The sequence below is a fragment of the Fontibacillus phaseoli genome, from assembly GCF_003337355.1.
In the GTDB taxonomy this organism is placed as follows: domain Bacteria; phylum Bacillota; class Bacilli; order Paenibacillales; family Paenibacillaceae; genus Fontibacillus; species Fontibacillus phaseoli.
Genome location: NZ_QPJW01000010.1, coordinates 89807 through 113245, shown reverse-complemented (window position 1 = coordinate 113245; position 23439 = coordinate 89807). Strand labels below are relative to the sequence as shown.

26 protein-coding genes and 1 riboswitch are annotated in these 23439 nt (G+C 49.6%); of the genes, 25 read left to right on the top strand and 1 reads right to left on the bottom strand.

Translation table 11 applies throughout. The annotated features are described in order from the left end of the window. The first annotated feature begins 134 nt into the window (after window positions 1–134). The 4 genes from DFP94_RS19705 (at window position 135) to DFP94_RS25770 (ending at window position 4295) form a co-directional block, all read left to right on the top strand. Window positions 135–497 (top strand): replication termination protein, encoded by a 363-nt coding sequence (locus DFP94_RS19705; protein ID WP_114498189.1) that lies wholly within the window; start codon window positions 135–137, stop codon window positions 495–497. Between the two features lie 93 nt (window positions 498–590). Next, window positions 591–785: riboswitch (cobalamin riboswitch) on the top strand. Between the two features lie 172 nt (window positions 786–957). Then, on the top strand, window positions 958–3255 hold the full coding sequence (gene metE / locus DFP94_RS19700; protein ID WP_114498239.1) for a 5-methyltetrahydropteroyltriglutamate--homocysteine S-methyltransferase: 2298 nt from the start codon (window positions 958–960) through the stop codon (window positions 3253–3255). A gap of 112 nt (window positions 3256–3367) precedes the next feature. Next, entirely contained in the window at window positions 3368–3994 is a 627-nt protein-coding gene (locus DFP94_RS19695) for an FMN-dependent NADH-azoreductase (RefSeq protein WP_114498188.1), read from the top strand. Window positions 3995–4199: 205 nt separating this feature from the next. After that, window positions 4200–4295 (top strand): YjcZ family sporulation protein, encoded by a 96-nt coding sequence (locus DFP94_RS25770; protein WP_220270927.1) that lies wholly within the window; start codon window positions 4200–4202, stop codon window positions 4293–4295. A gap of 58 nt (window positions 4296–4353) precedes the next feature. On the opposite strand, the gene DFP94_RS19690 is transcribed toward DFP94_RS25770, so the two are convergent. Beyond that, the gene (locus DFP94_RS19690) at window positions 4354–4680 is read right to left on the bottom strand and encodes a hypothetical protein (RefSeq protein WP_114498187.1); all 327 of its coding nucleotides are present in this window, start codon (window positions 4678–4680) and stop codon (window positions 4354–4356) included. A gap of 320 nt (window positions 4681–5000) precedes the next feature. On the opposite strand from DFP94_RS19690, the gene DFP94_RS19685 reads away from it, so the two are divergent. From DFP94_RS19685 to DFP94_RS19585, 21 genes are all read left to right on the top strand, one after another. Next, window positions 5001–5507, top strand: coding sequence for a metal-dependent hydrolase (locus DFP94_RS19685; protein ID WP_114498186.1), 507 nt, complete (start codon window positions 5001–5003; stop codon window positions 5505–5507). A 154-nt stretch (window positions 5508–5661) separates the two neighbouring features. After that, window positions 5662–5919, top strand: a complete 258-nt coding sequence (locus DFP94_RS19680) for a hypothetical protein (RefSeq protein ID WP_114498185.1) — start codon at window positions 5662–5664, stop codon at window positions 5917–5919. Window positions 5920–6225: 306 nt separating this feature from the next. Beyond that, window positions 6226–6429 (top strand): hypothetical protein, encoded by a 204-nt coding sequence (locus tag DFP94_RS19675; protein WP_114498184.1) that lies wholly within the window; start codon window positions 6226–6228, stop codon window positions 6427–6429. A 29-nt stretch (window positions 6430–6458) separates the two neighbouring features. Beyond that, a complete protein-coding gene (locus DFP94_RS19670) occupies window positions 6459–7175 on the top strand; it encodes a hypothetical protein (RefSeq protein ID WP_181873233.1) in 717 nt (238 codons plus the stop codon). After that, the gene (locus tag DFP94_RS19665) at window positions 7172–8368 is read left to right on the top strand and encodes a glutathionylspermidine synthase family protein (RefSeq protein ID WP_114498182.1); all 1197 of its coding nucleotides are present in this window, start codon (window positions 7172–7174) and stop codon (window positions 8366–8368) included. Before DFP94_RS19670 ends, DFP94_RS19665 begins: the two co-directional genes overlap by 4 nt. Beyond that, window positions 8369–8992 carry a hypothetical protein gene (locus DFP94_RS19660; RefSeq protein WP_114498181.1) on the top strand — a complete coding sequence of 208 codons (624 nt, stop codon included), beginning with the start codon at window positions 8369–8371 and terminating at the stop codon, window positions 8990–8992. Beyond that, entirely contained in the window at window positions 8989–9381 is a 393-nt protein-coding gene (locus DFP94_RS19655; protein ID WP_114498180.1) for a DUF350 domain-containing protein, read from the top strand. Before DFP94_RS19660 ends, DFP94_RS19655 begins: the two co-directional genes overlap by 4 nt. A gap of 28 nt (window positions 9382–9409) precedes the next feature. Further along, window positions 9410–10426, top strand: coding sequence for a potassium channel family protein (locus DFP94_RS19650; RefSeq protein WP_114498179.1), 1017 nt, complete (start codon window positions 9410–9412; stop codon window positions 10424–10426). A 163-nt stretch (window positions 10427–10589) separates the two neighbouring features. Then, entirely contained in the window at window positions 10590–11306 is a 717-nt protein-coding gene (locus tag DFP94_RS19645; RefSeq protein WP_114498178.1) for an MgtC/SapB family protein, read from the top strand. Between the two features lie 141 nt (window positions 11307–11447). Beyond that, on the top strand, window positions 11448–13211 hold the full coding sequence (locus DFP94_RS19640; RefSeq protein ID WP_114498177.1) for an ABC transporter ATP-binding protein: 1764 nt from the start codon (window positions 11448–11450) through the stop codon (window positions 13209–13211). Window positions 13212–13217: 6 nt separating this feature from the next. Then, a complete protein-coding gene (locus DFP94_RS19635; RefSeq protein ID WP_114498176.1) occupies window positions 13218–13895 on the top strand; it encodes a response regulator transcription factor in 678 nt (225 codons plus the stop codon). Beyond that, window positions 13892–14974, top strand: a complete 1083-nt coding sequence (locus tag DFP94_RS19630; RefSeq protein WP_114498175.1) for a sensor histidine kinase — start codon at window positions 13892–13894, stop codon at window positions 14972–14974. Before DFP94_RS19635 ends, DFP94_RS19630 begins: the two co-directional genes overlap by 4 nt. Before the next feature lie 105 nt (window positions 14975–15079). After that, window positions 15080–15775, top strand: coding sequence for a response regulator transcription factor (locus DFP94_RS19625; RefSeq protein WP_114498174.1), 696 nt, complete (start codon window positions 15080–15082; stop codon window positions 15773–15775). Further along, entirely contained in the window at window positions 15765–16880 is a 1116-nt protein-coding gene (locus DFP94_RS19620; protein ID WP_114498173.1) for a sensor histidine kinase, read from the top strand. Before DFP94_RS19625 ends, DFP94_RS19620 begins: the two co-directional genes overlap by 11 nt. Window positions 16881–17108: 228 nt before the next feature. After that, a complete protein-coding gene (locus tag DFP94_RS19615; protein WP_147273869.1) occupies window positions 17109–18041 on the top strand; it encodes a D-alanyl-D-alanine carboxypeptidase family protein in 933 nt (310 codons plus the stop codon). Window positions 18042–18052: 11 nt separating this feature from the next. Continuing rightward, window positions 18053–18544 carry a sigma-70 family RNA polymerase sigma factor gene (locus tag DFP94_RS19610; RefSeq protein WP_114498171.1) on the top strand — a complete coding sequence of 164 codons (492 nt, stop codon included), beginning with the start codon at window positions 18053–18055 and terminating at the stop codon, window positions 18542–18544. A gap of 103 nt (window positions 18545–18647) precedes the next feature. Continuing rightward, window positions 18648–19097: a VOC family protein gene (locus DFP94_RS19605; protein ID WP_114498170.1), complete on the top strand. Its 450-nt coding sequence runs from the start codon at window positions 18648–18650 to the stop codon at window positions 19095–19097. Between the two features lie 421 nt (window positions 19098–19518). Next, complete coding sequence (locus DFP94_RS19600) at window positions 19519–20361, top strand: aldo/keto reductase (RefSeq protein ID WP_114498169.1); 843 nt, start codon at window positions 19519–19521, stop codon at window positions 20359–20361. A 35-nt stretch (window positions 20362–20396) separates the two neighbouring features. Continuing rightward, on the top strand, window positions 20397–21617 hold the full coding sequence (locus tag DFP94_RS19595) for an MFS transporter (RefSeq protein ID WP_114498168.1): 1221 nt from the start codon (window positions 20397–20399) through the stop codon (window positions 21615–21617). Window positions 21618–22091: 474 nt separating this feature from the next. Next, complete coding sequence (locus tag DFP94_RS19590) at window positions 22092–22595, top strand: nucleotidyltransferase family protein (RefSeq protein ID WP_114498238.1); 504 nt, start codon at window positions 22092–22094, stop codon at window positions 22593–22595. Between the two features lie 41 nt (window positions 22596–22636). Beyond that, on the top strand, window positions 22637–23431 hold the full coding sequence (locus DFP94_RS19585; protein ID WP_114498167.1) for a DUF817 domain-containing protein: 795 nt from the start codon (window positions 22637–22639) through the stop codon (window positions 23429–23431). The last annotated feature ends 8 nt before the right edge of the window (window positions 23432–23439 follow it).

The window sequence follows — 23439 nt, the reverse complement described above, 5'->3', positions numbered from 1 at the left end:
GTTACTCCGAATAAAATACTTCATATTCTCTCTTTTAGAAATCTATCATCCATGTATAAAAAGACAATTAAACCAACTGTTGTGAACATTTCATATATTCGGTATATTTAAAGAAACGGGGATGAGGTGAGCGAATGGCATTTATGATTGCCCAAAGGGCATATATCAAGTTGTATCTGATTAATAAAGTGGAGCAGCGCAGAGGATACGGATATCAAATGTTGGAAGAACTGAAGGAAGAATTCAAGCCGTTCGGTTATGTGCCTCCGCAAAGCGAGATTTATCGCGCTCTCCATGAGTTGGTGCAAGAAGGTGTTTTGTATCGGACCAAGCAGTTGAAGGGAAACGATCCGAGCGTGGATTTTCAGGAGATCGTCTTATATCACTTTACCGATAACGGTGCAGAGAAAGCCGCGCTATACAAGAAACAAGTTAAAACGGATCTCGACCGTTGCATCGGTATGCTTCATAAGGCGGTAGCGGATAATTTCGTTTAATTTTTTACTGTCCGCTTGAAATTATCAGAATCCGATAAGATTACTGTTGAATTATAGGGCAACATCCGGTAGTATTTAGTGCATATTCAATAACTGAATATTGTGGGAATAGGTGTTCCAGCCGCTGCTGGAGCTTAAAAGGGAAGTCCGGTGCAATGCCGGCGCGGTCCCGCCACTGTTACAGAGAAGTCGTGATTCGTTTCATGCCACTGGTGTCCAGGATACCGGGAAGGCTGTATCCGGCGATGATTCTGGAGCCAGGAGACCTGCCTGTTCTAGCAACACTGCTGTACCTACGGGAGATAGGGAGGTGTTAAAGATCGCAGCCGTCGCATCAGTATCGAAGGTCTTCTTTAGCATTGACTAGAGAAGGCTTTTTTTGCGTAGTTCAGTGAATCAATAATTGCATGATTGGATCAATCAAACAGTCCATAAGAAAAGAAGGGGAGGAATGAGAGATTTGAACAAGATATTGAGCGGCAATTTGGGTTATCCGAGGATCGGGAGAGAGCGGGAATGGAAAAAAGCGATCGAAGCTTTTTGGAGCGGTAAGATCGATGAGGAGGAACTGCACGGCAGACTTGGCGAAATCCGCCGAAATCATTTGAAATTGCAGCAGGCACAAGGTATCGATTTGATTCCGGTCGGAGATTTTTCCTACTATGATCAGGTTTTGGACACCGCGGTGATGTTCGGACTTGTTCCGGAGCGGTTTGAATATAGTGGCGGTCCGGTACCGCTCACAACGTACTATGCCATCGCTAGAGGCAGTAAAACGGCTGCAGCCAGTGAAATGACGAAATGGTTCAATACCAACTATCATTATATCGTACCCGAACTTGAGGGAAGAGAGCCTGAGTTGACGGCAAATGTTCCGCTGTCTTATTACCGTGAAGCAAAGGCAGAGCTGGGGATCGAAGGCAAACCGGTACTGCTGGGATTGTACACGTTCCTTAAACTGTCGAAAGGCGCTTCCAACCGCCTTCAGGAATGGGTGCATAAACTGCTGCCTTTATACGTGCAGGTTTTGCGCGAATTACAGCAGGAAGGTGCAGCCTGGGTGCAGGTGGATGAACCGGCACTGGTCACCTCGGTATCCGACGAGGATGTAAAGCTTGTTCAAGAGATTTATGAAACCATCTCCCGGGAAGTTCCGGGGTTGTCGATTTTGCTGCAAAGTTATTTCGATGCCGTGGAACGATATGAGCAGATCGTTGCTTTGCCGGTGAAGGGAATCGGACTTGATTTTGTGCATGGAAAAGAGGGGAATTTACAGGCGCTTCGTCAATTTGGTTTTCCTTCAGACAAAACCTTGGCGGCGGGAGTAGTCGACGGGCGCAACATATGGCGTACCGATCTTTCCGAGACCGGGCAATTGTTGAATGAAATCTTGGCATTGACTTCATCTTCTGCAGATCTTATCATCCAGCCTTCTTGCAGCTTGCTTCATGTGCCGGTTTCCGCCAAAGCGGAAACGGGATTGCCCACTGTATTGCATAAAGCTCTCGCTTTTGCGGAAGAAAAGCTGGAGGAGGTTTCGGCTTTATGTCAGGCGGCAAAGACAGGATCGACTCCGGCCTTGTTTGCTATGAATAGCGATGCCTTGAAGCTTTTGTCCGCGGATCCTTCGCGTAGCCGCAAACAAGTCCAGGACGCGGTTCTTACGATCTCCCGGCAGCCATCGGAACGCAGCAGTGAGTTTGTCCGCCGCCGGTTGAAGCAGCAGGCCAAATGGAATTTACCGCTGCTGCCGACGACGACCATCGGGAGCTTTCCTCAAACCGCGGAGGTGCGTGCCGCCAGACAGAAATGGCGCAAGGGTGAGTGGTCGGCAGAGCGGTATGACGAGTTTATCCGGGCGGAAATTCAGAAGTGGATCACGATCCAGGAAGAGATCGGCCTGGATGTCCTGGTCCACGGGGAATTCGAACGCACCGATATGGTGGAGTTTTTCGGCGAAAAGCTTCCCGGATTTGCCTTTACGCGGGGCGGATGGGTTCAATCGTACGGCACGCGCTGCGTGAAGCCGCCGCTCATTTACGGCGACGTGGAATTCGACCAGCCGATGACCGTTAAGGAGACGGCGTTTGCCCAGTCGCTGAGTTCCAAACCGGTCAAGGGGATGCTTACGGGTCCGGTTACGATTCTGAACTGGTCTTTCGTCCGCAGCGACGTATCCCGGGAGACCGTGGCTTATCAAATCGCCTTGGCGCTTCGCCAGGAAGTGGAGGCACTTGAGAAGGCAGGCATCACCATGATCCAGGTGGACGAACCTGCGCTTCGGGAAGGGTTTCCGCTGAAGCCGAAGGATCGGGATCGTTATCTTGATTGGGCCGTGAAAGCATTCAAAATATCGATCTCCACCGTTCAAGAAACGACGCAAGTTCATACCCATATGTGTTATTGCGAGTTCCATGATATGCTGGGCTCGATCCAGGCGCTGGATGCGGACGTGATTTCCATCGAGACGTCACGCAGCCACGGCGAGCTCATTCAGAGCTTTGAGGAGCACACCTATCCGCTCGGCATCGGGCTGGGAGTCTATGATATTCACAGTCCCCGGGTTCCTTCCGAGGAGGAGATGGTATCCATGATCCGGCGGGCGCTTCAAGTGCTGGATCCGGAACTGTTCTGGATCAATCCGGATTGCGGGCTAAAGACTAGAGGACAAGAGGAAACCGTTGCGGCCTTGAAAAATATGGTAGGCGCCGCTGAGCGTAGCCGTCAGGCACTTGCTTCCTCGGGCTCCGGAGTTTAATTGGGATTAGTAAAATTCTGCATTTGACAGGTGGATTCCTTATACTGTACTATACTTTATAAAGTACTAGAAAAATAGTTAGCGTTATAGATAACAGGAGGGAAACCACACCATGTCACATGTATTATTTGTTAAAGCAAATAACCGTCCGGTAGACCAATCGGTTACCGTTAAACTGTATGAAAGCTTCTTGAAAACATACAGAGAAACTCATCCGGAAGATATGATCTCCGAGCTGAACCTGTTCGAAGCGGATCTTCCATATTATGACAACGATATGCTGAATGGCTTGTTCAAACTGGGCAAAGGTTTTTCGGTAACTCCGGAAGAACAAAAAGCCGCCGATTTGGCGAATACTTACCTGGATCAATTCCTTGGCGCCGATAAAGTCGTATTTGCATTTCCGCTCTGGAACTTTACGATTCCGGCTCAATTGTTGACTTATATGTTCTATTTGAACCAAGCGGGCAAAACATTCAAGTATACGGCAGAAGGACCGGTTGGTCTCGTTGGAGACAAAAAAGTCGCTTTGCTGCAAGCTCGCGGCGGCGTATATTCCGAAGGTCCTATGGCTGACATAGAAATGTCCATGAAATACATGGCCGCTTCGCTGGCATTCTGGGGAATTACCCATCCGGAAACCGTTGTTGTCGAAGGGCATAATCAATTCCCGGACCGGGCTGAAGCCATTGTACAAGATGGCGTGAAGCGCGCTGCGGACCTGGCTGCCAAGTTCTAATTAGATTTCGCAGGCAAGTAGCTGCATTACTGAAAATCAAGGGGCTATTCTGACAAGGTGAGAGGTCATCACCTGCAGAATAGCCCATTTTTTTCATTCAGCCCAACAGAAAATTTAATGACTTTTAGGTTATAGTCCATACAGGGATAGATAAAGTTACATAGTATGGTTGTGTAAACCGATCATACACAAGGAGGGAAATCAAATGGGTGATTGTAAAGGAGTTCTTGGGGGATTCACTTCTACTGCAACGATCTTGGTTCTTTACATTCTGTTGGTCATTGTTCTTAGAACGTTCTAATGAAGTAATCCGATTTGATTAACTGATGTCAACGCAAGGAAGGCTCCAAGATGGCAAGTTACGTGGATAACAAAGTGATAACAAGCAATTCGTAAAGGACTAGGGTTAGAATGAGTTCATCATCGTTGTAGTAGGGATTGCCGAAAAACGCCCGTTGAGCTCCCTGATGGGGGTTGTGTACTGCCAAATACAGCAAGCCCTTATTGCAATTAATGATTCTGCCCACGAACGTTTGGCCGTCTAATGTTTCAATTTTTACGACCTTGTTTTTATGCAGGCTGCAGATATGATGCACATGTTTTCTTGCGTCCTTTAAGTTTTGGACTAGGTGTTTGTCTGCCTGATAAAGCACATTTTGATGATAACTTCCATGCTGAAGACTCATGATCAGCGATTCCTCCTCTATATAAGTAATTCATACTATGCTTTATAGCATTTCTTCGTTCATTATTTTTTAAGAAAGAATAAGTTGGGACAGTGGCAGCAGACCTCGGGTGCGAGTCTGAACTGCCGCTGTTTTTTTGAGGATGAAAATGCATTGCTTTTCAAACATCAACTAGCATATAATACAAACAAACGTTCGTGTTCGTTGGGTGATTCTATTAACATTATCGAGATTTGATTAGAAAAATGCAGGGCACCCCAAAAGGCATTTGTTTGCTATAATGGCCTGTGACATCATGGAGAAACTTGGAGGAATTACATATGCTTCAGAAAACACACACTCTGGCCGGTTTATTGACGGCAGAATGCGTATTATCTTATTTCCATCAGCCCCTATTGACATGGGAGGGAGGGGCCGCCCTCCTGATCGGATGCGTGGCCGGACCGCTGGCCGATATTGACAAAAAAGGATCGACCATGGCAAAGATTCTTTTGCCGATTTCATGGGGTTTGCACCTGTTGAAGGTCAAACACAGGACCTTGACGCACTCGCTTATCTTTATTCTGGCGCTGGCCAGCCTACTGTCGGCTTTGCCGGAATTGTTCTACTTGACCGCTATACTCGCCTACGCCTCACATTCCCTCATCGATATGTTTAATGATCAAGGCGTGGCTTTGTTCTGGCCGTGGAAAGTCAAAATCCGACTTCTTCCGAAATTTCTGGCTATTGACACGGGATCCTTTTCCGAAGGTGTCTTCCGGTTAATTTTGGCGGCTGCGGCGATCGCGTACCCTTTTCTCGGCCTGAGCTCAGGAATTTTATTCTGAACTGAACCCGCGGCGTTTTTACCGGTTAGCAGAGTTATATCGACGGTGATTGTCAGACCTTTAAAACGAAGAACGTTATTGTATACTTAAGATGTTTATGAGTATCTATTCATTTTTTTCATGCCAAGAAAGTGTCCGGAAAAAGGTATAGAATGTGCTTGGCATCTACCGCGTTGTTGTCTATGATGAGAAAAGAATATTTTTCCATCTGGATTCCGTTAACGATTACAAAGGGGGGGACTTTGAACAACCTAACAGCGTCAGTGATCAAGCTACGGCCCGGGACAGCGTAGAAACCGGTGAAATGGATAAGCAGGGCGTTTATAATTATGTGCATTGCCGGGTCCATTCTTATCGGGTTACTGCAATTATCTGCTCCAAGGCCGGCCGGTTCGACGTAAGGGATTCATAGGGATTCATAGCGTCCGGGCGGAAAATATCTGGTCAGGCGCGCGATGCTGTTCTGGCTTCTGCTAGGTGCCGGAACCTGCTTTTACCTCCCTGGAGGAAGCTATTTGTTTGTATGGCCGCTGATCTTTAGTCTGATCGGTTTGAATGTGTCCTTGATTTTCCGGGATGGGGGGCCGGTCACCCAAACGCGATTTCCATAATGTTGGGTACGAAGATTTCGGCTAGATATGAAACTATCGAGTAAAAACATCGTATCATTAAATAGTCGTTTATTTGGAAAGGATGGGGTGTCAGAGTGGAGAACTGCATGAACGTCAAGATGTTTGAGAAAACGTCCGATGGCAATATCAGTCAGATTGACGAGCGGAAATGGAATCCGGCAATGATCACGGCTCTTGAGCATGCAAACTATATCGTCGTTGGCGGCCGCGAATTCGAAGCGGTTGAAGGCCGTTTGAATGTGGATGAGGGAATACTGGAGCTCCTGCTCGTTCCGGTACGGAACGACTAAAGCTCCGAAAGGAGGAAATTGTTTTGACAATGGAAGAAGACAAAGTAAAAGAGGCTGGCGGTTCGAAACTTTTTACGCCGGATGGAAAACCGCTGAAGGTATTGTCGACCTCGCTGGGCATAGCCCTTCTGGCTAATGCGTTTCTGATTCCGGGTGGGGTGGCTTCGGCTTCGGGCAGCAATACGGCCTCCGGTGATGAACCTAAATTAGTATCATGGTCCAATGATGAAGTAAAACAGTATTTTGACAAAACTGTCGATTGGAATCTCCCGTTGCCGCCCACGGAAGAAGAGGGGCAGCAAACCGAGGGCACGGGGGAAACAGGAGCCGCATCGGGCGGGACGACCGTCATTAATAACTACGGAGGATACGGAACGGGATTCGGCTGGGATGACATGTTGCTGTATCATTTGCTGTTCAACAGCGGGTCCAATTATTCTTCAAGCAGCTGGCACAAAAATCATGGCGGATACTATACGGGTACGAGTACCCCGTACAAGCCGCGCACCTATTCCAGCGGATCGTTCCAGAACAAGCAAGTAGCGGGTTCGGTAGTACCTCCGAAAACTTCGACTTCGACGAAGGGCTCGATCGTTAGACGTTCTACGTCATCCGGTCCGGGAGGCATCGGTGGAAAATCCAGCGGCTTAGGCTCGTCGTCCAGCAGTAAATCGAGCACGAAGAGCTCCATTTCGGGTTCATCCAGCTCCAAATCCAGCTCAAGCAAAGGATTTTTCGGCGGATGACCGGCAGCGTGTTCGAAGTTGCAGGAGTACCGGATCCCGACCGGGCATCCCGAGTACAACAGCTCTATGAGCTGGGCTTTACCTGGGCGGATCTGGAGGATGAAGCTTACTGGATCGACCAGATCGTTTTAATGGATCACTCTAAATATAAAGAATTGGAATACGCATCCCGGATGCTTTGGAGTATCCTGGACAAAACGGTCCGCTATATTCACCGCAAGCCGGATCTTTACGAGCTGCTCGGAATACCGCCGGTGCTGTGGACATTGCTGGATGAAACGCCTCTGGCGGAACAAGGACTGATCAGCCGCTATGCCAGATTTGATTTTGCGATATCGAACGACGGCAGCATCAAGCTTCTCGAATTGAATGCGGACACCCCGACCGGATATGTGGAGTCTTCGATCGCTACGCCTTGGGTGCTGGAACAGGCCGGGCTGGTATCACCGAATTCGGGGATGAAGGATCTCGTAGCCGCGGCCTGGGCGGTGGAGCAGCCGGAGACGGCAGCTTGCGTCGCTTACGGCCAGCATCTTGAAGATTCCGGAACGATCGAGGCGCTCGTCCGCCATAGCGGCCGGGAGATGACCTGCGAGGATTGTCTGGAGCTTTGGTTTGATGAAGGTTATTTGAAGAACAAGGACGGGGAAGTCATTAAAGCGATGTTTGCCCTGTATCCGAAGGAATGGATGGCCGTAGACGACGCCGGCGAAGCGATGGCGTTCGCGATCGAGACCGGCCGATTGACTCTGTTCAATCCGCCGCACAGTCTTTTGCTGCAATCGAAAGGCTTGTTGGCCGCCGTGTGGGGTCTTCACGAACTTGGCTTGCTGTTTAACGAGCAGGAAAAGGAAGTCATCTCGGCCTATGTGCTTCCGACTTATAACAAGCCTGTCTTTTCGGGAAGCTTCGTGTCCAAGTCGATGTTTGGGCGTGAGGGCGGTTCGGTGCGGCTATTTGACGCCGAAGGCCGATTGGAGCTCGAAGATGAGGAAGGATTCGATAGCAGCGTGCTTTTCCCTTCGGTATACCAGAAGCGGGCGGAGCTTGCGAAGATTGATACGGCTGAAGGAGAACTTCATCTTTTGACCGGTATGTTTGTGATCAACGGGACTCCTTGCGGCCTTCTTGGCAGAGCGGGCGGTCCGATTACCGGCAATGCCAGTCATTTTATTGCGATGGGAGTGAAATAAATGGGAATGAAACGGAAGTTTTGGCTAATCTTAATCACGTTGTCCTTGCTGGTGCTGAGCGCCTGCGGCGGGCAGAGTAGCGTGTTTCATACGGATTCCGGCTCGGAAACCACCCTTAATTCCGTACGGGTGCCATGGGATTACCGGGTTCAGGAAGCCACTGTCGGGGATTTGATCGGCAGCGATATGACGGTATTACCGGACAATGAGCTGCTTCCGAACGACGGCAATTACGGGACAGGGGATAAAATCTGGATTTTGCAGTTTATGGATGCCGAGCTGACGACGGATGAAAATCAGAAGAATGAAGTCCGTTTATCGGCTTGGAATACAATCAAATCGTATGCGGATAAGGCGTCGGTGGATAAAGACTTGGCCGAGTTGAAAGTATCCATCACGACGGATGTCGATTTGGTTGGGGTTTATAAGACTGAGTATAAAGAAAAAACCAGAAATTTTGCCGTGCTGGAACTCCCGACCGGTAACCGGATCAAACAGCCGATTGATGATGCACGGTACAAGGAATTGGAAAAAAAGAAAACCGCTTCCGTTGTACTTGAGGAAGTTCATGATTTTGCCGATTATGATTCGGCCTTTGCGAAATTTAGGGGGTGGGCGAAATGACGGTAATTATTAATATTCTAGTGAGCGTAGTTGTCATTATCGGGCTTCAATTGCTGGGCATGGTGATTTTCAGTTGGATGACTCCCTACAAAGATATGGAGGAACTAAAAAAAGGCAACAAAGCCGCCGCGCTGGCCATGGGCGGAAAGTTTATCGGCACGGCGATCATACTGGGGGTGTCCGCTTATACGAATACTTCCATCTGGTTCATGATCTTGTGGTTCGCCGTCGGTTACGTATGCCTGATCGCGGTATATTGGATTTTTGAACTGGTTACGCCAGGCTTCAAAATCTCCGATCATTTACAGCAGGGCAACGTGGCGGTAGGTATCTTGCTGTGCCTGGTGTTTATCGGCACCGCATTTGCCATTAGCAGCCTCATTATTTAAAGAAGTAGGCGGGGAAGGGGCAAAAGCCGTGCATTTTTTCCTCAAGATCACTACGAAGCTTATGACTCTGCGAAAAACGTCCATCACCTTGATTATCCTCGGTTTCATTGTTGTTAGCGCGACCGTCGCTTTCCTGCTGGAACCGGGAACGTTCGGAAATTGGTTTAACGCCCTGTACTGGGTCATGACAACGATGGCGACGGTGGGCTATGGCGATTATTTCGCCAAAAGCGACCCGGGCAAGGTGTTCACGATATTTCTATATGTTTTCGGGATCGGTCTGCTCAGCTTGGTCATCGGTAAAGTGATCGATTCATTGGGCAGCATTCAAAGGCAGAGAGGAGCGGGAACCTTGAACTTTCGGGGCGAGGATCATATCCTGATCATAAATTGGAGCAAAAAAGCGCAGTCGGCGGTGGATGAAATTTTGTGCTATTCGCCAAAAAGCCAGATTGTTGTCATCGATGAAAGCAATTCGCACCCGCTCATTCACTTGCATCAGGTTCATTTTGTAAGCGGGGACCCGGCGGCAGATGATGTGCTGATCAGGGCGAATCTTACGAAGAGCAAAGCGGCAATTATTTTTGCGGATTCACGAATCGAAGAAACGTCGTTGATCGACGGCAAATCTCTTCTGATCGCTTCCAGCATCGAACGTCTGGCTCCTCATGTACATACTACGGTGGAAATTACGCAAGAAAAGCATATCCAGAATTTCCGCCATGTTCAGGTCAACGAATTCGTCCTATCGCATGACGCCATTTCCAGATTGGCGGTAAGGGCGGCACTGCAGGAAGGAAACTCGGAAGTAATCCGGCAGTTGCTCAGCCGCCAGCATGGGGACGATATCTATGAGATTTCGGTTTCAAAGGAATGGAAAACGTATAAAGATGCCTTTCAGGCCTTGCTAAACCAGGGAGCGACATTGCTTGCGGACCGCAGCGATTTGGGTATCAACCGTAAGCTGGATCAAACGATACCTCCGGATGCACGGTTGTATATCGTATCGGATGAAGCAACCTACCGGCGTATCGCCGGACTATAAGTTAGATTTTGAATAAACATGACCCCCTCGCTAAATTGCGGGGGTTATTTTATATACTGCTATAAAACAGTAGTTTGGGTAAAGGTAGTAAAGGTGAAGAGTGATTTGCACGAAATGGCAAAATACACTTATACTCACTCTATAATGTTTAAGGAGAGAGATTATGGAACAGGTCGATCTGGAAATGATTTTTAAATTATGCATGGCATTATTATTCGGTCTGTTTATCGGGATTGATCGTCAGTTGAAGCAGAAGCCGCTTGGCATCAAGACAAGTATGGTCATTTGTATTGCGAGCTGCCTGGTCACGATCGTTTCGATCGAGGCGTTTGAAAAATTCGCCGGACCGGAGCATCCGAACATGGATCCGATGCGGCTTGCCGCGCAAATCGTCAGCGGGATCGGTTTTCTCGGAGCCGGGGCGATTCTCCGCAGAAGCAATGAAGGCATATCAGGACTAACTTCCGCCGCGATGATCTGGGCCGCTTCGGGCATCGGGATCGCGATCGGCACCGGATTTTATCTGGAGGCCGCACTGGCGGTCATCCTGCTTATTATTGCCGTCAATTTTATTCCGAGCGTGATTAAATGGATCGGCCCTTACAAGCTGAATCAGCGTGATGTGTCCATCAAAGTGGTGATGGGGAATCAGGGCGATGTGGCGGAACTGATTCGGATTATCGAACGGAAAGACGGGAAGGGGCCTGGAGCGAAAAAGAACCAGCACCGGATCCGCCGGCTGAAAATCAAGGATCTCGAAGAAGGAAGACAGCGGGTTGACATGGTTATTGCCGCTTCGGAAAAAGAGTATACCACCGAGATTTACCACTTTGTGCGTCATATCGATTATGTGATCAGCGTCGAGGTGGAGAACTTATAGTCGCTTTGGATAGAAAATAAGCATCCTTCGAAATTTACATTTATCTGCGAAACCAGTTTAAACTCAGTTTATATAGCTGGGGTATTCTTTTCCTGAACTTATATAGAAGGAAGAGCTTCATGATAGGAGAGGGGAAGAATAATGGAAGTTGCAGAAAAACAAAAAAAGGGATCTTTCTTTCGCTTGATGCGCGAAACCAAACCATCGATGGGATTGTTGGTAACGGCGATTTTACTCAGCGTGGTATCTACGCTGGTCGGATTGGTAATCCCGATGTTTACGAAAAATTTGGTGGACGGGTTTTCGCTGGCCGCGATGGACAGAAAACAAATCATCTCGCTGGTCGCAGCTTTTGCCGGTCAGACGCTTGCTTCCGGAGTGGGTATTTTCTTGCTGAATTATATTGGACAGAATATGGTGGCGTCTTTGCGGGATCGACTATGGAAAAAACACCTGGTTCTTCCGGTCTCGTATTTCGACAATAACCGGACGGGGGAATCCGTCAGCCGGATGACGAACGACACGGGCGTAATTAAAACGCTGATTTCGGAGCATGTGGCCGGCTTCTTTACCGGCATCATATCCATTATCGGTTCTATCATTGTACTGTTGTATTTAAACTGGAAAATGACGCTGATTATGTTCATTGTCATTCCCCTGGCTGCGCTGGTCCTTTATCCGTTAGGCAGAAAAATGTACAAGATTTCGGTGGGGATGCAGGACGAGACGGCTTCTTTTACGGCCACGCTTAGCCAGGTACTCTCGGAAATCCGCCTCGTAAAAGCTTCGAACGCGGAACGAAGAGAATATGCAACCGGAAGCAAAGGGATATCCAATTTGCTGAAATTCGGTATCCGGGAAGGACTCGTAATGGCCTGGATCAGTCCGCTCATCTCGGTCGTGATGATGATGCTGCTGGTCGTCGTCATCGGCTATGGCGGCATGCAGGTGTCCTCGGGCGCGTTGACGGCAGGAGAGCTGGTCGCGTTTATTTTGTATCTGATCCAGATCGTTATGCCGATGACGCAATTAACCACCTTTTTCACCCAATTGCAAAAAGCAAAGGGAGCGACCGAGCGGATTATGGAGACGCTGGACGCGGAGGAGGAATCTTTTGACGCCGGCAAAGAGGTCGATTATGCCAATCGTCCTGTGAAGATCGAAAATCTTTCTTTTGGCTACAAAGAGGATGAATCCGTGCTTAATAATGTCAGCTTCCGCATGGATCCAGGAACCGTTACAGCGGTGGTCGGTCCGAGCGGAGGCGGGAAAACGACGCTATTCTCCATGCTGGAGCGGTTCTATCTTCCGCAGCAGGGGCAGATTCTGCTTGGCGATGAGCCGATCGATAGTTTCTCGTTACGATCCTGGCGTTCGATTATCGGATACGTGTCTCAAGACAGTCCGATGATTGCAGGTACGATCCGGGAGAATCTGTGCTACGGGGTCGAACGTGCCGTGAGCGATGACGAACTTCGGCAAGCGGCATCTATGGCGTACGCCGACGGCTTTATATCCGAGCTGCCGAATGGGTATGACACCGATGTGGGAGAACGGGGCGTTAAGCTATCAGGCGGTCAGCGGCAGCGTATTGCGATTGCCCGTGCGCTGTTGCGGGATCCGAAAATCTTGATGCTCGATGAAGCGACATCCAGCCTGGACAGCCGCTCGGAGCAAGTCGTCCAGCAGGCGCTGAATAACCTGATGGCGGGCCGGACGACGATAGTGATAGCCCATAGGTTGTCGACGGTGGTTGGAGCCGATCAAATCATATTCGTGGAGAAAGGGTCCGTGACCGGGCGGGGAACGCATGAAGAATTACTGCATGACCATGCGATGTACCGGGAGTTTGCGGCCCAACAGTTGCAAATTGCCGAAGGGCTTTTAGAAGAAGCAAGGGAATGAGAAGGTATGGCTAAAATACTCATTGTAGATGACGATCCGCACATTCGCGAGCTTGTGCGGGTCTTTCTGGAGGAAGCGGGAATGGAAGCGGCCGAGGCGGAGGATGGGGTGAAAGCTCTGGCCTTCCTGGAGCAAGAGAAGGCCGATTTGGTCATTCTCGATGTGATGATGCCGAACATGGACGGCTGGGAACTGTGCCGGGAGCTTCGGCGGCTGTATGAAATGCCTGTGCTGATGCTCACCGCCAAAGGCGAAACGAAGCAGATCGTGAAAGGCTTCGATCTTGGCACGGATGACTACCTGGTCAAGCCGTTTCAGCCGGCGGAGTTGGTCGTTCGGGTCAAAGCGCTGCTGAAGCGGTACCAGGTGATCATTTCCCAGACCGTGACGATCGGCAGCATCCGCATGAACCGCCGCACCTTCGAAGCGGAAGCCGATGATGAGGTTTTAACGCTCCCGTTAAAAGAATTCGAGTTGTTGTTCCGGCTAGGCAACAACATGGGAAGAACCTTGACCCGCGAGCAACTGATCGAGGAGATTTGGGGCTACGATTTCGAAGGCAATGAGCGGACGCTGGACGTTCATATCAACCGGCTGCGCGAACGCTTTTCCGAGGATAGATACGGGTTCAGGATCAGGACGATCCGCGGCCTGGGTTACCGGCTGGAGGTGGGCGGAGAGTGAAATCCGGAACGGAAAGAGCTCTTAAGGTCATCTGGAATATTTTGAAGCATATATTGCAGTTGATCTGCCTCTTTTTGCTTTTGGCGGTTTGCTGGACGGGGACGCTCTATATCACCAAGGCGCTTTATTTCTATACGGGGAGTCCTTCTTCGGATTATCTCGTCCAACTCATCAATGTCATTATAGGGGTTATCTTGTTTATGTGCTGCTTACTGTTGTTCAGCGTTTATTTTAACCGAAAAGAAATGGCGATGTTGACGGCTATCATCGATGCTATGCGTCGGATCTCAAAGGGAGACTTCTCGGTCAAGCTGGAGTATCGCAGCAATCAGCGGGAATTTGAGAAGATTGCCCACAGCATTAATGAGATGGCCGGCGAATTGGGCAGAATGGAAACGATGCGGCAGGATTTTATCTCCAACGTTTCGCATGAAATCCAATCTCCTTTGACCTCTATCCAGGGTTTTGCCGAAGCGCTGCGAAATCTGGGGTTGTCCGAGGAAAAACGAATTCATTATTTGGACATCATCGAGCGCGAGAGCTTGAGATTGTCCCAAATGAGCGACAATTTGCTTAAGCTGTCCTCGCTTGAGAGCGATCCAGCCGAATTTGAAACCAGCCGCTATAGATTGGATCGTCAGTTGCAGGCCGTGGTGCTTGCCAGCGAGCCGCAGTGGATCGCCAAAAACTTTTATGTCGAGTTGGACTTGCAGGAAGCGGAAATCGTTGCGGCCGAGGATTTACTGAGACAAGTATGGGTGAATCTGCTGCATAACAGCATCAAGTTTACGCCGCCGGGCGGGCGGGTCGTGATTTCGCTTATTAAGCGGGAGAATGAAGTGGAAATAGCGATATCGGACACGGGCATCGGCATTGACGAAAGCGACTTGCCGCGACTGTTCGAGCGTTTCTATAAAGCGGACCGTTCCCGGAACAGAAGCGTGGGAGGAAGCGGGCTGGGGCTGTCCATCGTCAAAAAAATCGTGGATATCCATCGGGGAGACATTACGGCCCAGTCCGCTCCGGGTCAAGGAACGACATTCATAACTACGATTCCCTGCGTCTGGGGGAAATCTTAATAACTTCGTAATCCTTTTTTAACCTTTTGTATCTTTTCCGCTCAGTACGTCATGGTATGATAGTATTATGAGTCAAGCCAGGTTAAATAAAGGATGAGTAAAACAATGAGTAAACAAATTCTGATTGTGGACGACGATGAAAAAATAGCGAAGCTGATCGAAATCTATCTGCTCAATGAAGGGTTTGCCGTTCATCGGGCGGATAACGGACTTCTGGCCCTTGAGATGATGGAGCAGGAAGAGATCGATCTGGTCGTGCTGGATATAATGATGCCGGGCATGGACGGTATTTCGGTGTGCCTGAAAATCCGGGAAACCCGCACCACTCCGATCCTGATGCTAAGCGCCAAAGACGGAGATATGGATAAAATCACCGGGCTGATGACCGGGGCCGACGATTACATGGTCAAGCCGTTTAATCCGCTGGAACTGGTGGCAAGGGTGAAATCGCTGCTACGCAGATCCTCTTATTCGGTTCAGCCGCCGCAGCCGCCGCAGGATCATCTGATCAAGCTGGGTTCCCTGCAAATCGACAAGGAGACCCACACGGCCATGGTTGACGGGAGGCCGGTCAAGTTAACGCCGCTTGAATTCGGAATTTTGTTTCTGCTGGCCAGTCATCCCGGCCGGGTGTTCGGTTCGGAGGAGATTTTCGAGCTGATCTGGAAAGATAAATATTTCGAGAGCAACAATTCCGTCACGGTGCATATCAGCCGGCTGCGGGATAAGCTGGAGAAAGAAATGGACGGGGAGAAGCTGATTCGGACGGTATGGGGGGTCGGCTACAAAATTGAAGGCTAGCTTAAGATTCCTGGCATGGCTGTTTTGGACCAGCATCGCAACGATCGTTTCATTGCTTCTGCTTGTTTTTCTGGCAAGAGCGTTCTATTTCTTTTATCCAAAAGTCACTTTCAATACACTTATTATATGGGTCGGTCGCAATATCGGGTTTCCCGAAGTGTATTATTTATCGGGCGTTCCGATTCTATTGTTGTTCGCCCTTTATTTCTACCGGCGGAGCGTTCGACGTCATGAGCAGAAATACCTCAAGCTGTTGATCGAGGAAGTTCACCGGATCGAAGAAGGTTCGGCAGCTAAAATTCCGGTGGATAACGTCGGACAGTTGGGGCAACTCGCGACGGACATTAACCGGATGGTCGAACGGCTGCGTACTTCCATGGAAGAAGAACGTAGGGCCGAGCAAACGAAGAACGAACTGATTACGAATGTATCGCACGACCTCCGAACGCCGCTAACTTCGATTACTGGCTATTTGGGCTTGATCGATCAGGACCGGTACCGCGATGAAGTCGAACTTCGCCATTACGTCAATATGGCCTACGAAGAGTCTTTGCGTTTGAAGCAGCTGCTTCAAGACTTGTTCGAATACACGCGGCTTCAAAATAAGGAAATGAAGCTGCACAAAAACAAAATTAACCTGGCGGAAATGCTGTACCAAATTACGGCCCATTTTGGATGGCAGCTACAGGAAAACAAAATGGAATGCCGCTTGTTCATGAGCCAGCAGCCTCTGTTCGTGATCGCCGACGGGGACAAGCTGCGCCGGGTTTACGAGAATTTGATCACGAACGCCATGCGCTACGGCAGCGACGGCAGGCTGCTGGATATCCGGGGACGGATCGAAGGAAACGAAGTGATTACGGAAGTGATCAATTACGGAGAACCTATTCCGGAATCGGATTTGCCGCATTTATTCGACCGGTTCTACCGGGTGGAAAAATCGCGCGCCGCGCACACCGGGGGCTCGGGCATCGGGCTCGCCATCGCCAAGCATATCGTTGACCTGCACGGGGGCGTCATTTCGGCCGAAAGCGATGAAGACCGAACGGTATTTTCGGTCCGGTTATCTCAAGACGATATGGAGCGGCGCCATCAACAAGACTGAAATTATTGAAACGGCTGATCGGGGCTGCACCTTGGTCAGCCGTTTTTTTTTACATAGATGTACGAATCTGGACTATCCAAGGTTAAAAATGGATTATTATACCAGTTTAAGGATTTCGCAGTGAAATCTTAAGGGAATCTTAAGAATTTCTTATCCGCCGCGCAAACTCTGGGAGTCATAATAATAAACAGGAAACCATGTTTGGGAAATCAAGAGGGGTTGGCGGTTTTGTTTAGAAAGAAACGTTACATTGTACTGTTGCTTATCATTCTCATTTTTCTGTTTCATGACAAGTTGTCGTTTCAAAACGTGCAGAAACACGGGAACGCCTTGATCGACCGGGTGGAGCAAACATGGCGCGGGTTAAAGACTCCCGAACTTGCCGGAGTAGAGGGGCAGGCGGTCTTGATTATGGACCGGGATACCAGGGAGCTTTTATACAGTGATCATGGAAAGAAAAAAATGTATCCGGCCAGCACTACGAAAATATTGACCGCGCTCATTCTGTTGAAGAAAAGTGCGCCGGATGACGAAGTGACGGTTGGCGACGAGGTGCTCCTGCGAACGCCGGACGAAAGCTCGGCCGGACTTGTTCCCGGGGAGAAATTGACCGTCAGGGATTTGACGGCGGCGATGATGCTGCCTTCCGGAAACGATGCAGCCAGAACGGCAGCGGCTTACATAACCGAACTGGAAACGGGGGAACGCCAAAGCCCGGAACAGGCTATCGCTTATTTTGCCAAGTTAATGAACGAGAAGGCGAAGGAACTGGGGGCCGTAAATAGCCATTTCGTCAATCCGCACGGTTTGCACGATCCGGATCATTATTCAACCGCCTACGACATGGCGCTGATCGCCCGGGAAGCCATGAATCTTGAAGTGTTTAATGAGCTTGTCGGGGAAACCGAATACGCCGCGGATCTGGAGGGGCAAGGAGATCACTTGTTCCAAAACCGGAACAAGCTGCTGAATAGCAACGGGGAGTGGTATTTTCAAGGGGCCAACGGAGTGAAAACCGGATACACGGAAAAAGCCGGATACTGCCTAGTTGGCTCGGCTGTACGAGAAGAGAGAGAACTGATCACCGTAGTGCTTCATTCCACCGAGCAGGGTGTCTGGTCCGACACGGTCAAGTTGCTCGACTACGGGTTCAGAATTTGAGGAGGGTCCATATGAAAAAGTCATCGATGGATATGATCTACCGTGAATATAAAAACGACGTTTACCGATATTTGTTTTATTTGTGCCGTAACCATCATAACGCCGAGGATCTGATGCAAGAAACGTTTTACCGGGCGTGCAGCCGAATCGAAGATCTGGAAGGAAAGAAAACGAAAGCCTGGCTGCTCCGCGTCGCTCATAACGCGTATATTGACAGATTACGCAAAGAGAGCCGTTCCTCAGCCTACGAGAACGAGTTCTTTCATAATATGCCGAGCGAAGAAACGCCGGAAGCCAGCGTATTATCCGTGGAAAGCCGGGAGGAACTGTTCGCCATGCTGTCCATGCTTCCCCCGAATCAACAGCATGCAGTGTTGTTATATGATGTGCACGGATTCTCTTATCAGGAGTCGGCTAATTTGATGGGAATCGCATTGTCCCATTTTAAAATTGTGCTGTACCGCGCCAGACAAAAATTGCGGAAAGGGAAAGAGACGGCCTAGTCAATCGTGTTGTTTTGATGTAGGATATAGAATACCAGAAAAAGTTAATTGTTTTTTGGGAAGAAATGTCCATCTAAACAAAATACGTTTGGGAGGGATAGAAATGTTACCGCAGAGGATTACTTTGATCACTTTTGGCGCGCAAGATCTTCCTTCGCTCAGGGCCTTTTACACCAGATTAGGATGGGAAGACACCCCGACCAGTTCTGACGATTACTGTGTTTTCACAACGGCCGGAGTACTGCTGAGCATTTTCCCTTACCGAGAATTGTTGAAGGACGCCCGTTTGGAAGGATTGGTTCCCGAAGGAACGGAAATCCAAAAGCCGGCTTACAGAGGGATGTCGCTGGCGGTCAATGTGGAGGAGCCTGAACAGGTTGATGCTGCCATCGAAAAAGCCCGGCAAGCCGGTGCGGTGATTCTGAAGGAACCGGAGGAGGCGTTTTGGGGCGGACGCTCCGCGTATTTTGCCGATCCCGAGTTCAATGTGTGGGAAGTCGCCTGGAACCCATCGGCCATTTTCGATGAAACGGGCGCAATGATTTCATTTTAGCGAAGAGAGATGCACGAGCAATCTTATTTTCGTTCCATATCGTAAGGCCGGGAGATCGCTTTCCGGCTTTTTTTGCGTTTCGGGAACCCACCCTATCTAGCATCGAGAAAAAATAACTGGAAATGGTACAGTTAATTTTGTGAAAATGGCATCTCGAAGGAAATTAACTGGAGAACCTGCAGCTATTTTGACTGATATAAGCCCATGTCATTGATTTGCGGAGAAATAACTGTAGTTCTTCCATCTGAATGGGGTAAAAAGCTAATCTAACCTAAATTAGCTGTATGTTTTCCAGTTAATATCATGATGGGGGAGAAGAGCTGCCATTTTTCAATGCGGCTTTAAATTTTGTCCGAGGTAGGTCATAATATACTTTGGAATATTTTTCTCATCAAAACCCAACCTAAGGAGGAAAAAAATCATGCCTAAAAATTTGCAGGAAACTGTAAAGCTCAATAACGGAGTGAACATGCCGTGGTTTGGTTTGGGGGTATATAAAGCCCAGGAAGGCGAGGAAGTGATCCAGGCCGTCAAATCGGCGATCCGCACCGGTTACCGCAGCATCGATACCGCTGCCGCTTACAATAATGAGGAAGGCGTCGGACAAGCAGTCCGGGAAGCGATGGAAGAGAACGGCCTGACTCGGGATCAGTTGTTCATTACTTCGAAAGTATGGAATTCCAATCAGGGCTACGAGACGACGCTGCAAGCGTTCGAGACCAGTCTGAGCAAATTGAATCTGGACTATATCGACCTGTTCCTGGTGCATTGGCCGGTAAAGGGCAAATATAAAGATACCTATCGTGCGCTGGAAAAAGTCTATAAAGAAGGCAAAGTCCGCGCGATTGGCGTGAGCAATTTTCAAATACATCACCTGGAGGATTTGCTGGCTGACGCCGAAGTCGTACCGGCCGTGAATCAGGTAGAACTTCATCCGCAACTGACCCAGAAAGAACTGTTGAAATATGCGACGGAGAAAGGCATTTTCCTTGAAGCCTGGTCTCCGCTTGGCCAAGGCAATTTGCTCACAAACGACATTCTGGTTTCCATCGGCAAAAAATACGGCAAAAGCGCAGCTCAAGTTATTTTGCGCTGGGATCTGCAGGTTGGCGTGATCACCATTCCGAAATCGGTCAATGAGGGACGGATTATCGAGAACGCCGACATTTTTGATTTCGAGCTTAGCACCGAGGATATCGCCGCTATCGATGGCTTGAACTTAAACAAACGGTTTGGGTCTGATCCGGACAATTTTAACTTCTAATATTACAGACAAACAGAGCGGATGGAGAGATTTGAATGAATAAAGCCGCAGCAATCAAGCCCACTGCGCAGGCATTAACGGTGTACCCGATCCTGTTTGCGATCAGCATGGTCCATTTGCTAAACGATACGATGCAATCGGCCATACCGGCCTTGTTCCCGATTCTGAGGGATTCGCTGGCGTTAAGCTACGGACAGATCGGTTGGATTTCGTTCGCCATGAATATTACGGCTTCGGTGTTTCAGCCGCTGGTCGGCTTGTACTCGGACATCCGGCCGCGACCGTACATACTGCCGCTCGGCGTATGCTTCACGTTGGTCGGCGTCGTCATGCTGGCGTATGCCCCCGCGTACAGCATCATCTTGCTGGCCGTGGCCTGCATCGGACTCGGGTCCTCGGTGTTCCACCCCGAATCTTCCAGAGTCGCGTACCTGGCGGCCGGGGCTCGGCGCGGACTGGCGCAGTCGATCTTTCAGGTCGGCGGCAATATCGGCACCTCGCTCGGCCCGCTGATGACGGCGCTCATCTTTATTCCGCTTGGCCAGCGCAGCGTGGTCTGGTTCGCTTTTGCGGCGATAGCGGCGATTATTATCCAGTTTTTCGTCGCCCGCTGGTATGCTTCCTTGAACGTACAGCCACGTCCGCGCCGAGTTATCCAAAACGGGGAAGACGCGAAAAAATCGGGGCTAAGCAAGAGGAAAGTAGGGCTCGCCATTTCGGTGCTCGTGCTGCTGTTGTTCTCTAAAAACGTATACTCCATCAGCATTTCCAGCTTTTATGCTTTCTTCATGATGGACCATTACGGCGTCGGCAAAAGCGCTGCACAATGGTACGTGTTCGCGTTCCTCGCCGCGGCTGCGGTCGGTACGTTTTTCGGCGGCCCGATGGCTGACCGGTACGGGCGCAAAAATATCATCTGGTTGTCCATTCTCGGAGCTGCGCCGTTTTCTTTGCTGCTCCCATATGCCAACTTGTTTTGGTCCGGCGTACTCGTCGTGTTAGCCGGATTCATCATGTCCTCGTCCTTCTCAATTATCGTCGTCTATGCCCAGGAACTGCTGCCGGGCAAGGTGGGACTGGTGTCCGGCCTGTTTTTCGGCCTTTCCTTCGGGCTCGGCGGACTCGGCTCGGCGGTGCTCGGTCATTTCGCCGATCAGTCGGGCATTTTGTTCATCATGCAGCTCTGCTCCTTCTTGCCGCTGATCGGGTTATTGACCGTGCTGTTGCCGAAGGATGAGGCGCTGCGGTCGGCTTAAGCCTGGATTGCGCTCTTGGCAAGAGCGGTTTGATATGAAATGCGGCTAGATCCCTATGGGGATTTAGCCGCATTTTGCGTAAGTAAGGAAGTAGGAAGGGTACGCGAAATGCGATCGTATCCATTCTAATGGACATGGCCGACGTTAAATCAAGATTTTAAGCTAGTTATGGAATCCAACGGACATGAGAGCCGTTAATCGGGGGAAATCTACCGTTTTGCCGTTGTTTTCTTTGAAATAAGGTCTCCCGTGTCCGTTAACCCAAAAAATCGGAGATTTTTGGCCCGTTAAGGTCTCCTGTGTCCGTTAGAATCGAATGAGACGCGTTTTGTATACCGAAGCACGGATTTTCTGGTGTATAATGAAGGAACGTTTGATCCGTGAAAGGTGGGGGAATTTGTGTTGCCTACGAAGAAGATCTCGCGGATTACCGATTCCGAAGGATTTAAGGCTGCGATTGGAAAACAAGCCGAAATGGTAGCCGATCTGAAAGCCGTAGCTTCCTTGGGATTGCCGCAAGGGTGCATCGCGGCTGGATATTTTCGCAACTTTGTATGGGACGTAATGCATGGTTATGCGGACAGAACGCCGCTTCACGATGTGGATGTGCTTTATTTCGATCCGGAATGTCTGGACGAGGGCATGGAAAAAAAGCTGGACGCCCGGTTAAAGGGTTTGATTCCGAATCGGGACTGGTCTGTCAAAAATCAGGCGCGTATGCATCTGAAAAACGGCGAGCCGCCTTACCGATCGGTGGAAGACGCCATGTTGTACTGGCCCGAAACCGCAACAGCCGTCGGGGCAAGGCTAAATGAAGTTGGGGACATCGATATCGTAGCCCCTTTCGACCTCGATGATTTACTTGGTTTGCTGGTGCGGCAAAGTCCATATTTTCTTGACAGGAGTATATTTGAGCATAGAATTCGGGAGAAAGAATGGCTCAGGATCTGGCCGCAGCTTACCGTTGTGACGACTTGAGGAGGACGGAGCAATCGTCGTGCAGGGAAGGGAGAGGAATTATGACTTTTATCCGCAATTTGCTTCAGTTTGCCTGGCTGCAGGCGTTATCCTGCATCTTTCCGGTCATCATTTTCGGAACGCTTGGACTGACCAAGGTGGTCACGGTTCCGGGCATTCCCCGGTATGATCTGATTTTGTTGATCTGTTTGCTGGCCCAGGTGGGCATGGTCGTTTTCAAGCTGGAAACGAGGGATGAACTGAAAGTCATTTGCGTATTTCATCTGATCGGGCTCGCTCTGGAGCTGTTTAAAGTGCAAATGGGCTCTTGGTCTTACCCGGAAGCGGGATGGAGCAAGGTGTTCGGGGTTCCGCTTTACAGCGGTTTTATGTACGCCAGCGTTGCCAGCTACATTTGCCAAGCCTGGCGCAGGATGAACCTGCAAATGACCGGTTGGCCGAAAGCCGTCTATGTCGTACCGCTGTGCGCGGCGATCTATTTTAATTTTTTCACGCATCATTTTATCGGGGATTATCGCTGGGTCCTTACGGGATTGCTGGTCATCGTATTCATCCGGTCACGGGTTCATTTTATGCTGCTCGGCAAAACGTACTGGATGCCATTGACCTTGTCTTTTTTACTGATCGGCTTTTTTATTTGGGTAGCGGAAAATATATCGACCTTTCTCGGAGCCTGGAGTTACCCGGATCAGGAGAAAGTATGGCGGCTGGTGCATATCGGAAAAATTAGCTCCTGGTTCCTGCTCGTCGTGATCAGCATCATCATTGTCGCCCAGTTGAAGCGGGTTAAGGCGGGGATGAAGGACACGGAGATTCCGCCGAAGGACGCTGTTTAATTGGATTC

Excerpts from the sequence above, each read along its gene's own strand:
- DFP94_RS19705 (WP_114498189.1), top strand. The coding sequence starts at position 135 with ATGGCATTTATGATTGCCCAAAGGGCATATATCAAGTTGTATCTGATT.
- DFP94_RS19675 (WP_114498184.1), top strand. The coding sequence starts at position 6,226 with ATGAACGTCAAGATGTTTGAGAAAACGTCCGATGGCAATATCAGTCAG.
- DFP94_RS19600 (WP_114498169.1), top strand. The coding sequence starts at position 19,519 with ATGCCTAAAAATTTGCAGGAAACTGTAAAGCTCAATAACGGAGTGAAC.
- DFP94_RS19610 (WP_114498171.1), top strand. The coding sequence starts at position 18,053 with ATGAAAAAGTCATCGATGGATATGATCTACCGTGAATATAAAAACGAC.
- DFP94_RS19640 (WP_114498177.1), top strand. The coding sequence starts at position 11,448 with ATGGAAGTTGCAGAAAAACAAAAAAAGGGATCTTTCTTTCGCTTGATG.
- DFP94_RS19595 (WP_114498168.1), top strand. The coding sequence starts at position 20,397 with ATGAATAAAGCCGCAGCAATCAAGCCCACTGCGCAGGCATTAACGGTG.
- DFP94_RS19660 (WP_114498181.1), top strand. The coding sequence starts at position 8,369 with ATGGGAATGAAACGGAAGTTTTGGCTAATCTTAATCACGTTGTCCTTG.
- DFP94_RS19665 (WP_114498182.1), top strand. The coding sequence starts at position 7,172 with ATGACCGGCAGCGTGTTCGAAGTTGCAGGAGTACCGGATCCCGACCGG.
- DFP94_RS19625 (WP_114498174.1), top strand. The coding sequence starts at position 15,080 with ATGAGTAAACAAATTCTGATTGTGGACGACGATGAAAAAATAGCGAAG.
- DFP94_RS19605 (WP_114498170.1), top strand. The coding sequence starts at position 18,648 with ATGTTACCGCAGAGGATTACTTTGATCACTTTTGGCGCGCAAGATCTT.
- DFP94_RS19645 (WP_114498178.1), top strand. The coding sequence starts at position 10,590 with ATGGAACAGGTCGATCTGGAAATGATTTTTAAATTATGCATGGCATTA.
- DFP94_RS19635 (WP_114498176.1), top strand. The coding sequence starts at position 13,218 with ATGGCTAAAATACTCATTGTAGATGACGATCCGCACATTCGCGAGCTT.
- DFP94_RS19655 (WP_114498180.1), top strand. The coding sequence starts at position 8,989 with ATGACGGTAATTATTAATATTCTAGTGAGCGTAGTTGTCATTATCGGG.
- DFP94_RS19590 (WP_114498238.1), top strand. The coding sequence starts at position 22,092 with ATGGTAGCCGATCTGAAAGCCGTAGCTTCCTTGGGATTGCCGCAAGGG.
- DFP94_RS19670 (WP_181873233.1), top strand. The coding sequence starts at position 6,459 with ATGGAAGAAGACAAAGTAAAAGAGGCTGGCGGTTCGAAACTTTTTACG.
- DFP94_RS19585 (WP_114498167.1), top strand. The coding sequence starts at position 22,637 with ATGACTTTTATCCGCAATTTGCTTCAGTTTGCCTGGCTGCAGGCGTTA.
- DFP94_RS19685 (WP_114498186.1), top strand. The coding sequence starts at position 5,001 with ATGCTTCAGAAAACACACACTCTGGCCGGTTTATTGACGGCAGAATGC.
- DFP94_RS25770 (WP_220270927.1), top strand. The coding sequence starts at position 4,200 with ATGGGTGATTGTAAAGGAGTTCTTGGGGGATTCACTTCTACTGCAACG.
- DFP94_RS19690 (WP_114498187.1), bottom strand. The coding sequence starts at position 4,680 with ATGAGTCTTCAGCATGGAAGTTATCATCAAAATGTGCTTTATCAGGCA.
- DFP94_RS19695 (WP_114498188.1), top strand. The coding sequence starts at position 3,368 with ATGTCACATGTATTATTTGTTAAAGCAAATAACCGTCCGGTAGACCAA.